This window comes from Rhodovastum atsumiense, from assembly GCF_937425535.1.
Lineage (GTDB): Bacteria > Pseudomonadota > Alphaproteobacteria > Acetobacterales > Acetobacteraceae > Rhodovastum > Rhodovastum atsumiense.
Map to the genome: position 1 here is coordinate 4,301,541 of NZ_OW485601.1, position 14,178 is coordinate 4,315,718.

Sequence of the window (14,178 nt, forward strand, 5' to 3'; positions counted from 1 at the left end):
CGGGCCGTTGCCAGCGCCCGCCGGACCCCATAGGATCGGTGCTGCATCAAGAGTTGGGACGACGCCCAACGCCAACCTGCCGATCCGGGCAAGGTGGCGCTCCCGCGAGGGAGGATGTGGCCAGGCCGGCAACCAAACGGACACAAGCCACTGCGTCTGTCCCACGAAGCCGAAGGGGACCGACGCGACCATGCCGATCAAGATTCCCGACGACCTGCCCGCGCGCCGCACGCTGGAAGCGGAAGGCGTCGTGGTCATGCGCGAGGCCGACGCCGTGCGGCAGGACATCAGGCCATTGCGGATCGGTCTGCTCAACCTGATGCCGAACAAGATCAGGACCGAGACGCAGGTCGCGCGGCTGGTCGGCGCCACGCCGCTACAGGTGGAACTGACGCTGGTGCGGATCACCAACCACGTCGCGCGCAACACCTCCGCCGACCATATGGCGTCCTTCTACCGGCCCTGGGCCGATGTCCGCTCGGACCGCTTCGACGGCTTCATCATCACCGGCGCGCCGGTCGAGCGGATGCCGTTCGCCGAGGTGGCCTATTGGGACGAACTGTGCTCCATCCTCGACTGGACGCAGAGCCACGTGCATCGCTGCCTGACGATCTGCTGGGCCGCCCAGGCGGCACTGCAGCATTTCCATGGCATGCCGAAGCACGAACTGCCGCGGAAGGCCTTCGGCGTCTTTCCCCACCGGACCCTGGTGCCGGCGTCGCCGTACCTGCGCGGCTTCTCGGACGATTTTGTCGTTCCGGTATCACGTTGGACGGAGATGCGCGCGCAGGACATTCCCGCCGGCGCCGGCCTGGTGCGGCTGGCCGAGAGCGAGGCAACAGGACTGTGCCTGATCGAGGATCCACGGCGGCGGTTGCTGCACATGTTCAACCACCTGGAATACGACACCGGAACGCTGGCTGATGAATATCGGCGTGACGCCGTTCATGATCCGGCAATACCTGTTCCGCGTAATTACTTCCCGGATGATGACCCGTTGCGCCAGCCGGTCAATGGCTGGCGCAGCCATGCCCATCTTCTGTTTGGTAATTGGATCAACGAGATTTACCAGACCACGCCGTTCGACCCGGCTCTGATCGGACGCGGGTTGTCATGAGAAGCTGACGAAAAAATCCGTCAGGGCCGCTTGACACATGAAAGCCCTGTAACCTAATCTCCACCTGCGTTCGGGGTCCAGACGGAACCGGCTCAAGGCGGCGCAGTCGCCAGGGTCTGGTGTCCCACGAAGGACCGCCGCGCTCGTCGCGGCACAGGTTAAACCGCTCCGATTGGAGGATTTGAGATCATGGCGAACAGCCTCTCCGGGCTCACCGAAGAAGAAGCCCAGGAATTCCACAACCAGTTCAAGACCACTTTCTCGGCTTTCCTCGGCGTTGCCGCGGTCGCGCACCTGCTGGTGTGGATCTGGAAGCCCTGGTTCTAAAGCTGAGCTGAGGAGAACACACCCATGGCCAACCCGCAGGACGACTGGAAGATCTGGCTGGTTCTGAACCCGAAGACCTGGCTGCCGGTGATCTGGATCGCTGCCCTCGTGGTCGCGATCGCGGTTCACTTCGCCGTCGTGTCGCAGCCGAAGTTCAACTGGATCAATGGTCCGGTGAAGACGGTCGCCGCGAAGTAAGATACGCCTCTCGGCGTCTCTGCTCTGATGGCGGACAGGGTTTCGGCCCTGTCCGCCATTTGCGTTTCCGCGGCCATGCATCCGTGTCGCCGCCTTGAACGCCGTTCGGCCTGACCGCAGGCCCCCCGTCATCACATCGCATCACATCGCGCCGTTCGCCGGCGGCTGCGAAACGGTGGCAGTTCCCACGGGGCGTGGGGGCATACCAGTGCAGGCAGATATCCAGAAAAAAAGTAACAATATTAAAGTCAGATATCTGAGCTGATTGGTTTACTTTAAGGTGGTCGACTAAACTTTTTGTTTTCGGCGGGATCGATTTTTCACGGGATCGACCGGAGAGGCGACGGCATCGGAGTGCGCAATGTTGGATGCAACCACTGCGGTTGTCATCGAGCCTGACCGGGATGTTGCCTCGGCGCTGTCCAGCAGCCTGAAATATGTCGGCCTGCGCGAGATCGTCACCGCGCATGATGTTGTCTCCGCGCTTGCCGTCCTTGCGCGCATCCCAGTGGTTGATTGCGTGATCGCCGATCTCGGCTTTCCCCCCTTACAGGTGTTCGAGATGGCGCGGCATGTCGCCGGGCTGCTCGTCCCGGCGATCTTCACCACGGCGGATCAGGGCAGGGCGGAGGCGATGGGATTCCGCCGCAGGCCACTGCTCTGCAAGCCGTTCGGCGTGCGCGTCCTGCTTGAATGCCTCCGGATCGAGATCGATCGCTTCACCCGCCTGCACGCGGCGATCGCGGCGAACTGGGAACGCTGCCCGGCGCTTCGGGCCAGGTCCACGGCCGAGTGGGAACACAGCGAGCGCATCTGCCGGATCATCGCCGCCGACCGGGAACGCCGCGCGCGGACGCGCGAAGAGTCCCGATCGCCGAGGCAGGAGGCCGCGGCGGAACGACAGCAGCAGGGGGAAAACCTGCGCGACCTCGGCTTTCCCCTGCCGCCGTTGTTCCGCCCGTCCTGAAAGGGCGGCCGGACCCGGCGCCGCTCAGCGCGCCCGCAACGGCAGGACGTTGCTGGCCGGATCTTCCCGCGTGTCCTCGGCGGCGGCCGGCAGCCAGAAGGTGACCGTGGTGCCGCGCCCCGGCTCGCTCTCGATCCGCAGCGCGCCGCCCGCGCTTTCCGCGAAGCCACGGACGCTCGACAGGCCAAGCCCGGTTCCCTTGCCGCGCGGCTTGGTGGTGAAGAACGCCTCGCCCGCCCGCGCCAGGACCTTCGGTGGCATGCCCTCGCCGGTGTCTGCGACCGACACCCGCACGTAAAGACCAGGGACCAGCCTGGCGGGATGGCGGCCGGCGACCCGTTCGGGGGCGAGGCGGATGACGATCTCGCCTCCTGCCGGCATCGCGTCGCGGGCATTGGCGGCCAGGTTCATCAGCCCCACCTCCAGCCCGCCGCGCCCGCCGCGCACCAGCGTCGGCAGGCCCTGTCGTTCGATCTCGCAGCGCAGGCGATGCGCCTGGCCGAGGGTACGCGACATCAGCTCGCTGATCCCGCCGACCGCCTCGGCCGGATCGGTCACCGCCGTCCCGTCATCGCCGTCGGCGCCGTCACGGCGGGCGAAGTCGAGCATGCGCCGCGTCAGCACCTGGCCGCGCTCGCCCGCCTGGCACACCATGCGCGCAAGGGAGCGCATCCGCTCCGGGTCCTGGCTCTTTTCGATCAGCTCCGCCCCGGCGATGACCGCCTGTACCACGTTGGAGACATCATGCGCGACGCCGGCGGTGAGCTGGCCGAGCAGCTCCATGCGCTGCGACTGCCGCGCGGAGGTCTCGGCCGCGGCGCGATGGGCCTGTTCGCGGGTGAGGTGGCGGTTCTGCCGCATCGCCAGCAGCACGAGGAAGGCAAGCGCGAACGCGGCCAGGGCACAGACGCTGCCGAGCACCACGACATGCTGCATCCAGGTCGCCTGCACCGTGGCCACGGCGGTGCCGTGTACGACCACGAGCGGATAGCGGCCGAGCCTGGCATAGGCATGGATGCGGTCGGTGCCGTCGATCGAGGATCGCGCGCGGTAGACTCCGGCCTGCGATTGTGTCGCCAGGTGGCGCATGAGGGAACTGTCCGGCGCGGCCAGCCGGGGCAGGGGGGAGGCGGGTTCGGGATGGCGTGCCAGGATCTCGCCGTCGTCGCGCACCAGCGTCACGCTTGCGCCGGCGTTGCCGCCCACCGCTTCCTTCCAGAAATCGGTGAAGTAGGCGACCCCGACCGCCGCGTGGACCGTGCCGTTGAAGCTGTCGTCGGGGGCGGCGCGGCGGCGGCTGATGCCGAAGTTGCGCCGCTTCGTCTGGTTGCCGATGAAGGCGCGGCTGATGAAGGTGCCCCGGTCGGCGTCCTGCTGCGCCGACCAGAATTCGCGCCCGGTCACCAGGTTGTAGCCGTTGCTCCCCGTGCCGAGCGGAACGCTGACCGCCCATTGCCGGCCCTGCGCATCGCTGAGCGCCAGGGCCGAAATCTGCGGCAGGCTCGCGTGCATGGCCTGCATCTCGACCGAGAGCAGCCCGGACTGGGCCCGGATCTCCTCCCAGGACATGGCCCGGGTGCGCAGGTCGAGCTGACGCACCAGCAAATCACTCGTCTCGATCGCCTTGAGCGCGTGTTCGCGCAACATCGCGGTGGTGCGCTGCGTGTTTTCGTGCGCCTGGTCGAGCAGGCGGTCACGGTCGAACCACGCGGCGCCCGCGAACAGAAGCAGCGGCACGCCGACGCAGGCCAGCAACGCCCATCGCAGCCAGTCCTGCACGCCGGCCGTGCTCTTGCGGGTCCTTGCCATCTCGGTGACGGCTCGCTTTGCCAATGGGCTAAAAGGTCGGATGAAGGCCGTGGCTCAGAAATCAAGAGCCGGTGATGTCACCACCGACGGCGGCGGGGCGTTGCCCCGCACCCGACCAGGGCGCTGCCCTGGACCTGCCAAGGGCTTCGCCCTTGGAACCCGGTCTTGTGCCGCGCAGCGAGACCGGGGTGCAGGGGTCCCCTGACCCCTGCTGGGTCCAGGGCAAAGCCCTGGCCTTCCCTGCGAAATAATCTTGCGCCCGTGCGCGTCCGGCATTCACGCATGTTCTGCTTGCATATCCTCGGGCGTTGGCCTCGTGCGCAACGCGGAGTAGGAGAGGGAGCCCCTTGGTTCCGGATGACGCTGCTGCCGTGCTGTGCGCGGTGCGGCGCCCAACAACAACAGGACGAACCATGGCGGCAATCCACCAGGGCGCCAGGATGCTCGACCCGATCGAGGTCGCGAGCCGTGACGAGATCGCGGCGCTGCAGTTCACCCGGTTGCAGGCGACGCTGCGCCGCGCCTGGGACAATGTCGCGCATTACCGTGCCGCCTTCGAGCGCGTCGGCGCCCATCCCGACGACCTGCGCAGCCTGGAGGATCTGCGGAAATTCCCCTTCACCAGCAAGGACGACCTGCGCGCGAACTACCCGTTCGGGATGTTCGCGGTGCCGCGCGAGCAGGTGGTGCGGGTGCATGCCTCGTCGGGTACCACCGGCAAGCCCACCGTGGTCGGCTATACCCGCAACGACGTCGATACCTGGGCCGACCTGATGGCGCGCTCGATCCGTGCCGCCGGCGGACGGCCGGGCGACATCGTGCACGTGGCCTATGGCTATGGCCTGTTCACCGGGGGCCTGGGCGCGCATTACGGCGCCGAGCGGCTGGGCTGCACGGTGGTACCGATTTCCGGCGGGCAGACCGCGCGGCAGGTCCAGCTCATCACCGATTTCCGGCCGGACATCATCCTGGTCACGCCTTCCTACATGCTGGCGATCGGCGACGAGTTCGAGCGCCAGGGCATCGACCCGCGCAGTTGCTCGCTGCGCATCGGCCTGCACGGCGCCGAGCCCTGGACCGCGGCGATGCGCCGCGAGATCGAGGCACGCTTCGCCATGGATGCGCTGGATCTTTATGGATTATCCGAGCTGATCGGGCCGGGCGTGGCCTGCGAATGCGTGGAGACCAAGGACGGGCCGCATCTGTGGGAGGATCATTTCTACCCCGAGGTGGTGGACCCCGCGACCGGCGAGCCGGTGCCGGATGGCGAGCCGGGCGAACTGGTGCTGACGTCGCTGACCAAGGAAGCGATGCCGGTGATCCGCTATCGCACCCGCGACCTGACGCGGCTGCTGCCCGGCACCGCGCGCAGCATGCGCCGCATCGAGAAGGTGACCGGCCGCTCCGACGACATGCTGATCATCCGCGGCGTCAATGTCTTCCCCAGCCAGATCGAGGAACTGGTGTTGCGCGAGCCCGGGCTGTCGCCGCACTACGTGCTGGAGGTGTATCGCCGCGACCATCTCGACAGCATGGCGGTGGTGGTGGAGCCGCGCGCCGGGGCCGGCAGCGATGATGCGGCGCGCAAGACCCATGCCGCCAATCTTGCGCACGCGATCAAGGCCTATATCGGTGTTTCGGTGCAGGTGCGTGTCGCCGTGCCGGGCGAGATCGAGCGCTCGGTCGGCAAGGCGCAGCGCATCGTCGACATGCGGCCGAAGGACTGATACGCGCGGCCTGTGCGGCCAACGAGAAACGGAAGACGGAACGCCGTGACCAAGACAAAGACTCCGCCGCAAGGCGGCGAAGAGGCGGCCCGGCCGCTCACCGGCAACGAGGCGATCGCGCGCGGGGCCTGGGAGGCGGGACTGCGCGTCGCCGCCGCCTATCCCGGTACGCCGAGCACCGAGATCCTGGAGAGCCTGGCGCGCTACCCCACCGATGACCTGGTGGCGCAATGGTCCACCAACGAGAAGGTGGCGCTGGATGTCGCCGCCGGGGCCTGCTTCGCCGGCGTGCGGGCGCTGGCGGCGATGAAGCATGTCGGCCTGAATGTCGCCGCCGACGCGCTGATGTCGCAGACCTATATCGGCGTCAACGGCGGGCTGGTGCTGGTGGTCTGCGACGACCCCGGCATCCATTCCTCGCAGAACGAGCAGGACACGCGGCTGTTCTGCCGGCTGGCCATGGTGCCCTGCCTGGAGCCCGCCGACGCGCAGGAGGCGCTGGACTTCACCCGCGCCGCCTTCGAGCTGAGCGAGCGCTACGACACCCCGGTGCTGATCCGCAGCACCACGCGGCTGTCGCACACGCGCTCGGTGGTGCGGCTCGGCACGCGCGAGGTGCCGCCGGCACGGACGTTCCGTGACGATCCGCGGAAGAACGTGATGATCCCGGCGCATGCGCGCGGCCGCCATCCGAAGCTGATCGAGCGCGAGCAGGCAGTCGCGGCGTTCTTCGCCACCAGCAAGCTCAATCGCTGGGAGAAGGGCGACCGCTCGCTGGGCATCGTCACCGCCGGCATGCCCTATGCCTACATCAAGGAAGTGCTGCCCGGCGCGAGCGTGCTGAAGCTGGCGGTGTCCTATCCGCTGCCGCTGGAACTGATCCGCGACTTCGCCGCCTCGGTCGACCGGCTGCTGGTGGTCGAGGAACTGGAGCCGGTGATCGAGACGGAACTGCGCGCCGCCGGCCTTGCCGCCGAGGGCAAGGCGTTCTTCCCGCGCACCGGCGAGCTTTCGCCCGAAGCGGTGCGCGAGGGGCTGGAGATGGCCGGCGTGCTGCCGGCGCGGCCGAAGGTCAATCCCTGGCCGGTGCAGCCGGTGGCGCGGCCGCCGGTGCTGTGTCCGGGTTGTCCTCATACCATGAGCTACATGGCGATCCGCGCGCTCGAGGCCCGTGTCGCCGGCGATATCGGCTGCTACACGCTGGCGGCGCTGGAGCCGCTGCGCTCGATCGATACGTGCGTGGCCATGGGATCGAGCATCGCCAATGCGGTCGGCATGGCCAGGGCCGGCACCGAGACGCGGCCGATCATCGCCACCATCGGCGATTCCACCTTCCTGCATGCCGGCATCCCGCCGCTGATCGACGCCGTCTACAACGATGCCAACATCACGGTGATCATCCTCGACAACCACATCACCGCCATGACCGGCGGGCAGGACCATGCCGGCACCGGCCGCACCCTGCGCGGCGAGGGGGCGGGGCGCATCGACTTCGAGCAGATGGTGCGCGCCTGCGGGGTGAAATGGATCCGCCGCGTCGATTCCTATGACGTGGCCACCATGTACCAGACCTTCCGCGAGGCGGCGGCGTACAAGGGCGTCTCGGTCGTCATTTCCGACCGGCCCTGCGTGCTCGATCCGGTGCGCATCAAGGGGCCGTCGCTGGCGGTGAACCTGACCAACTGCACCGCCTGCCAGTCCTGCATGAATCTCGGCTGCCCGGCGATCGGCTGGGACGAGGCGACGCTGGACGGACGGCACAAGGTGAAGATCAATCCGGAACTCTGTATCGGCTGCACGCTGTGCGCGCAGATCTGCCCGGCCGACGGCATCCACGCCGCCCTGACGGTAGGAGGCGCGGAATGAGCGCGGAGCGTCCCACCAATGTCCTGATCGTCGGCGTCGGCGGGCAGGGCGTCATCATGGTGTCCAAGGTGCTGGCCGCGCTGGCGCAGCGCCAGGGGCTGCAGGTCAAGCAAAGCGAAGTCCACGGCATGGCCAAGCGCGGCGGCAGCGTGTTCAGCCATGTCCGCTTCGGCCCCGAGGTCTGGTCGCCGGTGATCCCGCGCGGCGAGGCCGACATCCTGGTGGCGCTGGAATGGGCGGAAGGCTTGCGCTGGCTGGATGCGCTGAAGCGCGACGGCGGCACCTTCATCGCCGACACGCAGCAGATCGTGCCGCCGATCGCCTTCCGCGACCGCCGGCCGGGCGGGCGGTCTGCCTACGCCCCGCAGGCGCCGGCGGCGATCCTGGAGATGGTCGGCACCGGCTACGCGCTGGACGCGACACGCATCGCCGCCGGGCTCGGCAACACGCGCTTCGCCAATTCGGTGTTGCTGGGCGCGCTGTCGACGGCGCTGCCCTTCGCCGCCGAGGCCTGGCTTGCGGTGCTGCGGCAATTCGTGCCGCCGGCCACGGTGGAGCCCAATCTGCAGGCCTTCCGCGCCGGACGCGACTGGGTGGAAAGCGGCGCCCGCCCGGCCGAGCCGGCGGCGCGGCCGGCGGACGCGGCACCGGTCGCGACGCACGCGCATCGCGTCGAGATCAACGCGTCCTGGTGCAAGGGCTGCAACATCTGCGTGCGCATGTGCCCGGAACGTTGCCTGCGCCTGGATGACAACGGCATCGCCGCGCTGGTTCGCGACGGCGCCTGCACCGGCTGCCACCTGTGCGAATGGCTCTGCCCGGATTTCGCCATCCGCGTCCATGACGAGGCGGCACCGTCCCCGGCCCGATGAGAAGAAGACAATGAACGGACGCCAGAACCTGCAGGGCAACCACGCCTGCGCCCTCGCCGCGATTGCCGCCGGCTGCCGCTTCTATGGCGGCTACCCGATCACACCCTCCTCGGAAATCGCCGAGCACATGTCGCGCGAATTGCCGCGCGTCGGCGGGGTGTTCATCCAGATGGAGGACGAGATCGCCTCGCTCGGCGCCGTGGTCGGCGCCGCGATGGGGGGCGTCAAGGCGATGACCGCGACCAGCGGGCCGGGCTTTTCCCTGAAGCAGGAGAATCTCGGCTACGCGGCGATGGCCGAAGTGCCCTGCGTCATCGTCGATGTCATGCGCGGCGGCCCGAGCACCGGCCTGCCGACCCGTCCCGCCCAGGGCGACATCATGCAGGCGCGCTGGGGCACGCATGGCGACCACCCGATCCTGGTGCTGGCGCCAGCCTCGGTGCGCGAGGTCTATGCCGAGACCATCCGCGCCTTCAATCTGTCGGAGGCGCTGCGTACGCCGGTGGTGGTGCTGTACGACGAGACCATCGGCCACCTGGTCGAAACCATCGACCTGCCGGCGCCCGAAACCATCCGCACCGTCGAGCGCAAATGGGCCAGCGGCCCGCGCGAGGAATTCCGGCCCTACGCCGATCCGGGCGACGGCGTGCCGGCGATGCCGCGTCCGGGGGATGGCTATCGCTGCCACACCACCGGCCTGACCCACGGCGAGCACGGCTTCCCCACGCAGAACCCGGCCGAAGTGACGCGCATGATGCAGCGCCTGCTCGGCAAGTTCGACCGTCACCGCGACCTGATCGACCGGTACGAAACGCTGCAGGCCGAGGACGCCGACGTGCTGGTGGTGGCGATCGGCATCGCCGCCCGCGCCGCCGCGCGCGCGGTGCAGGAGGCACGCGGACGCGGCCTGCGTGCCGGGCTGTTCCGGCCGGTCACGCTCTGGCCCTTCCCGGAAGAGGCGTTCAGGGCCCATGCCGCGCGGGCGCGCAAGGTGGTGGTGGCGGAGATGAACGCCGGCCAGCTCGCGCTGGAGATCGAGCGGCTCTGCGAGGCACCGGGCAAGGTGGTGCGGCTCAACCGCTTTTCCGGCGAGCCGATCGGCCCCGCCGAGATCCTCGGCAAGATCACGGAGTGCGCGGCATGACCGGCATCGAGGACTTCGATCCGCGCGCGTATCTGCGCGAGGACCTGCTGCCGCATTTCATGTGCCCGGGCTGCGGCCACGGCATCGCGCTGCGGGCGCTGCTCTGGGCGGTGCACGCGCGCGGCATGCCCAAGGACAGGCTGGCGGTGGTGTGCGGCATCGGCTGTTCCGGCCGCGTCGGCGCCTATATCGACGCCAACACCTTCCACACCACGCACGGGCGGCCGCTGACCTTCGCCACCGGGCTCGCCTTGGCGCGGCCCGATCTGGAAGTGGTGGTGATCACCGGTGACGGCGACTGCCTGGCCATCGGCGGCAACCACCTGATCCATGCCTGCCGGCGCAACCTGAACATGACCTGCCTGATGCTGAACAACGAGATCTACGGCATGACCGGCGGCCAGGTCTCGCCGACCACCGGCGACGGACGGCTGACCAGCACCACGCCGTACGGCAATGCCGAACCCAGCTTCGATGCCTGCACGCTGGCCGCCGCCGCCGGCGCGGGCTTCGTCGGCCGCGGCATGACCCTGCAACTGCCCGCGCTCGCCTCGCTGATCGAGGAAGGGCTCGGGCATCGCGGCTTCTCCTTCATCGAGGTGATCTCCGACTGCACCGAGATCTATGGCCGCAAGAACGACCTCGGCGACGCGCCGGACATCATCCTGCGCCAGAAAGGCACGATGCGGCCGGAAAGCTACGGGCCGGGGCCGTGCAACCCGCAAGGCAACGTCGTCGATCGGCCGTTCCGCGCCAACGCCGTGCGCACCGGCGTCTTCGTGCGCACCGACCGGCCGGAATACGGCGACACCTACCGCGCCATGCTGGCCGAACGGAGCGCGTCATGAGCGCCCGCGCCCTGGAACTGCGCTTCGCCGGCAGCGGCGGGCAGGGGCTGCAGCTTTCGGCGAAGATCCTCGCGGGGGCGTTGCTGCGCGCGGGCCGCACCGTGGCGCTGTCGCAGAGCTACGAGCCGACCTCGCGTGGCGGGCTCAGCCGCTGCGACGTGGTGATGGGGGCCAACGGGGAACCGGTGGATTACCCGCTGGCCAGCGCCCTCGACGTGCTGGTGCTGCTGGATACGGTGGCAGCGCCGTCCTCGCTGCCATTGCTGCGGCCGGGCGCGCTGGTGCTGGCGGATGCGACCCGCGCCGTGCCGGTGGCGGCGGAAGGCGCCGAGATCCGCGAACTGCCCTTCACCACGCTCGCGCGGTCGCTGGGCAGCGAACGCGTCGCCAATATCGTGGCGCTCGGCACCTTGATCGCGGCGGCGGCGCCGTGCCCGCTGGCGGCGGTGGAAACCGTGCTGCGCGAGGAAACGCCGCGGAAGTTCCTCGATCTCAACATCGAGGCCTTGGCGACGGGGTTCCGGTTGGGCTGAGCGGCGAAGGCGGGGCGTTGCCCATCGGTCCGCTCTTGCGGACCGATGGGTGTGGATAATTCTAAATCGAATTGATCAGGATCAAAGCGCTGTCGTGGTTATTCCGCCGAGCATGCGCGCTGCCTCGCCACCGCGTCCACAACGCGGTGCGTGGCTTCACGAGGTGCCCCGATTTCCGTTTTCCGCAATTCGCCCTCTGCCGCCCTTGCCGGCAGGCGGAGGACGCCGATGAAAAGGAATCGTGCTCATGCTTCGCCGTCTCGTGACAGGAATTGCCCTGTTTTCCATTCCTTCCCTTGCGTTTGCCCAGGTCGAACCGGCGACTCCCCTGGGACAAAACCTCCTGCTGACCTTGTCTATCTGGTTCATTGCCGGTGTCGTCGCCACCACATGGTTGCTGGTCGGGCTGCTGGGCAGGATTCCGGTCCCGTTCCCTGCCGCGCGCCAGGTGCTGGAGCCCAACCTTGCCTGGGCGGTGGTGGGCGTGATCCTCGCCAGCCTCGTCTGGTCGGGCTGGGAGTTCCACGGGGCCGTGGACTTCGTCGTGGCGGTGGCCGGCGGCGTGGTGGTGCTGGAACTCGGCCGGCTGATCGGGCAGGTGCGCTTCCCGGGCGTGCCTGACTGGCAGGCCCGGTAACGCGGCGCCCCGGTAACGCGGCCTTTCAGGCGGCGCGGCGGGCGGGGGTGAAGCCCGCCAGGGCGCGGTCGACCAGTTCCAGCGTAGCCGGATCCTGCCGGAACACCAGCGCCAGCCCGCCGCTGCCGGAGCGGACCACCCGGCAGCCGACCGGGCGGCCGAGGCCCGGCAGCTCCACGGTCGCCTCGGCGCCGGGTGGCAGTGTCCAGGTGCAATTGACCGCCACCCCGCCGCGGGAGATGTCCTGGATGGTGAAGGGCGCGGCGGCGTGTCCCGCCGCCGTGACCCGGGCCATGGCGCCGTTGCCGGGGATGCGTTCGTAGCGGCGCCGGTCGCCGCTTTCGTCGCGCACCGCGGCCAGGAACTGGTCGACCTCGGTGCGCAGCCGGCCGGCTTCCTCGCCGATGCTGCCGGCGGCGGCGAGGACCTGCCGGCTGGAACTGCCCGCCTGGTCGGCGACGCTCACCACCCGCTGCATCGCCGCCGAGGCCTGCCGCCCGGCCGCCGAGACCGTCTGCAGATTGCCCGCGATGGTGCGCGTGGTGGCGCTCTGTTCCTCCACGGCGGCGGCGATGGCGCCGGAGATCTCGTTCATCTGGCGCACGATCTGGGCGACCTCCGCCATCGCCCCCACCGAGCCGTCGGCGGCGGTGCGGACGGCCTGGATCTGGTCGCCGATCTCCGAGGTCGCCTTGGCGGTCTGCCCGGCCAGCTTCTTCACCTCGTTCGCCACCACGGCGAAGCCCTTGCCGGCTTCCCCGGCGCGCGCCGCCTCGATCGTGGCGTTGAGCGCAAGCAGGTTGGTCTGGCCGGCGATGTCCTGGATCAGCGCCACCACGTTGCCGATCCGCACGGTGGCCTCGGCCAGGTCCTTCATCGTCGTCTGGCTGGTGTCGGCACGGTGCACCGCCTCGCGCGCCACGCCGGAAGCGGTGCTGACCTGGCGCGAGATCTCGGCGACGCTGCTGGTCAGTTGCTCGATGGCGGCGGCGACCGAGGTCAACTGGTGGGCGGTGCTCTCGGTGCCGTCGGCGGTGCCGCTGGCCTCGTCGTGCACCGTCGTCGCCGCCGTCGACATGCTCTGCGCGGCCTTGCGCATGCTCTCGGCGGAGGCGGCCAGTCCTTCCATGACCCCGGAGATGGAGACACCGAAATCCTGGGTGTGCCGGTCCATCGCGTCCTGCCGCCGCTGCTTGGCGGCGCGGTCGGCGGCCTGCCCCGCGGCGAGGCGGTCGGCTTCCTCCATCGCGTCGCGGAAGACCCGCAGCGCCGCCGACATCTCGCCGATCTCGTCGCCGCGGCCGGCGCCGGGGATCTCGGCCTTGAAGTCGTGCGCGGCGAGGCGGCGCATCGAAGCGGTCAGCGAGGTGATCGGGGTGGAAATGCCGGCGATCAGCGACCAGCCGGCGGCGGCGCAGAGGCTGAGCATGGCGGCCAGGGTGAGCAGGATCCAGGTCTGCGCCGAACTGCCCAGCCGGGAGCCGCGCTCCGCGACCGCGTTGGCCTGGCGCACGTTGTAGTCGATCAACTGCTGCAGCACCCCCTGCATGGTCCGCATGCCGGCGCGCTGCTCGCCGCGATAGAAGGCGCTGGCGGCTGCCTCGTCGTCACGGCGGTCGAATTCCAGCAGCTTGCGATGCTCGACGTCGTAGGTGGCGAGGGCGGCTTTGGCGGCGTCGGCCAGGCGGCGTTCCTCGCCCGGGTCGACCATCGGCTCGTAGCGAGCCATCAATTCATCGATCCTGGCCTGTGAGCTTTTCAGCAGGGCGATCTCGGCCTCCCGCGCCTCGCCCTTGGGGGCCAGCAGCAGGGCGCCTTCGATCTGGCGGAAGCGCTGCACCGCCAGGGCGAGCTCGCCCAGCAGCCGGGTGCTCGGCAACTGGTTGTTGCGCAGTTCCGCCGCCGCCCCGTCCACCACCTGCAGCCGCTCCCGGGCGAACAGGCCGAGCGCCACGGTGCCCAGCAGGACGACCGCGAAGGCGAGGATCACCTTCGAGCGGATGCGGAGACGGGAGAAGAAGCTCATGACGGCGTGCCTTCTGGCTGCGGGCGCTCCGGGAAGCGCGGAACCGGGAACGCAATCCAGATATCACCTTGGCAACTACAAAGACAAAGCCAATTGCATGAAAGTCG

General features: G+C 69.0%; 13 protein-coding genes and 1 riboswitch. Of the genes, 11 read left to right on the forward strand and 2 right to left on the reverse strand.

All coding sequences use genetic code 11. From position 1 onward, the window contains the following. The first annotated feature begins 38 nt into the window (after positions 1–38). A riboswitch (SAM-I-IV-variant riboswitch) is annotated at positions 39–146 on the forward strand. A 44-nt stretch (positions 147–190) separates the two neighbouring features. The 4 genes from NBY65_RS19490 (at position 191) to NBY65_RS19505 (ending at position 2,609) form a co-directional block, all read left to right on the forward strand. After that, positions 191–1,117: a homoserine O-succinyltransferase gene (locus tag NBY65_RS19490; protein ID WP_150040197.1), complete on the forward strand. Its 927-nt coding sequence runs from the start codon at positions 191–193 to the stop codon at positions 1,115–1,117. A gap of 189 nt (positions 1,118–1,306) precedes the next feature. Then, positions 1,307–1,444 carry a light-harvesting antenna LH1, beta subunit gene (pufB, locus tag NBY65_RS19495; RefSeq protein WP_150040196.1) on the forward strand — a complete coding sequence of 46 codons (138 nt, stop codon included), beginning with the start codon at positions 1,307–1,309 and terminating at the stop codon, positions 1,442–1,444. A gap of 24 nt (positions 1,445–1,468) precedes the next feature. Continuing rightward, positions 1,469–1,642 (forward strand): light-harvesting antenna LH1, alpha subunit, encoded by a 174-nt coding sequence (pufA, locus tag NBY65_RS19500; RefSeq protein WP_150040195.1) that lies wholly within the window; start codon positions 1,469–1,471, stop codon positions 1,640–1,642. 361 nt (positions 1,643–2,003) lie between these two features. Beyond that, entirely contained in the window at positions 2,004–2,609 is a 606-nt protein-coding gene (locus tag NBY65_RS19505; RefSeq protein ID WP_150044183.1) for a response regulator, read from the forward strand. Between the two features lie 24 nt (positions 2,610–2,633). Here the strand turns inward: NBY65_RS19505 and NBY65_RS19510 are convergent, their stop codons facing one another. Continuing rightward, complete coding sequence (locus NBY65_RS19510; protein ID WP_150044181.1) at positions 2,634–4,418, reverse strand: ATP-binding protein; 1,785 nt, start codon at positions 4,416–4,418, stop codon at positions 2,634–2,636. Positions 4,419–4,831: 413 nt separating this feature from the next. Between NBY65_RS19510 and paaK the strand changes: the two genes are divergently transcribed. The 7 genes from paaK (at position 4,832) to NBY65_RS19545 (ending at position 12,045) form a co-directional block, all read left to right on the forward strand. Then, the gene (paaK, locus tag NBY65_RS19515) at positions 4,832–6,145 is read left to right on the forward strand and encodes a phenylacetate--CoA ligase PaaK (RefSeq protein WP_150044179.1); all 1,314 of its coding nucleotides are present in this window, start codon (positions 4,832–4,834) and stop codon (positions 6,143–6,145) included. 45 nt (positions 6,146–6,190) lie between these two features. Then, a complete protein-coding gene (gene iorA / locus NBY65_RS19520; protein WP_150044178.1) occupies positions 6,191–8,011 on the forward strand; it encodes an indolepyruvate ferredoxin oxidoreductase subunit alpha in 1,821 nt (606 codons plus the stop codon). Further along, a complete protein-coding gene (locus NBY65_RS19525; RefSeq protein WP_150044176.1) occupies positions 8,008–8,883 on the forward strand; it encodes a 2-oxoacid:acceptor oxidoreductase family protein in 876 nt (291 codons plus the stop codon). Before iorA ends, NBY65_RS19525 begins: the two co-directional genes overlap by 4 nt. Positions 8,884–8,893: 10 nt before the next feature. Continuing rightward, the gene (locus NBY65_RS19530) at positions 8,894–10,027 is read left to right on the forward strand and encodes a 2-oxoacid:acceptor oxidoreductase subunit alpha (RefSeq protein ID WP_150044174.1); all 1,134 of its coding nucleotides are present in this window, start codon (positions 8,894–8,896) and stop codon (positions 10,025–10,027) included. Continuing rightward, a complete protein-coding gene (locus NBY65_RS19535; RefSeq protein WP_150044172.1) occupies positions 10,024–10,875 on the forward strand; it encodes a thiamine pyrophosphate-dependent enzyme in 852 nt (283 codons plus the stop codon). The genes NBY65_RS19530 and NBY65_RS19535 overlap by 4 nt, the downstream gene beginning before the upstream one ends. Continuing rightward, positions 10,872–11,408 carry a 2-oxoacid:acceptor oxidoreductase family protein gene (locus tag NBY65_RS19540; protein WP_150044170.1) on the forward strand — a complete coding sequence of 179 codons (537 nt, stop codon included), beginning with the start codon at positions 10,872–10,874 and terminating at the stop codon, positions 11,406–11,408. The genes NBY65_RS19535 and NBY65_RS19540 overlap by 4 nt, the downstream gene beginning before the upstream one ends. A gap of 247 nt (positions 11,409–11,655) precedes the next feature. Next, entirely contained in the window at positions 11,656–12,045 is a 390-nt protein-coding gene (locus tag NBY65_RS19545; protein ID WP_150044168.1) for a hypothetical protein, read from the forward strand. Positions 12,046–12,070: 25 nt separating this feature from the next. Here NBY65_RS19545 and NBY65_RS19550 read toward each other — a convergent pair whose 3' ends face one another. Beyond that, positions 12,071–14,071, reverse strand: a complete 2,001-nt coding sequence (locus NBY65_RS19550; RefSeq protein WP_150044167.1) for a methyl-accepting chemotaxis protein — start codon at positions 14,069–14,071, stop codon at positions 12,071–12,073. Positions 14,072–14,178 lie beyond the last annotated feature (107 nt).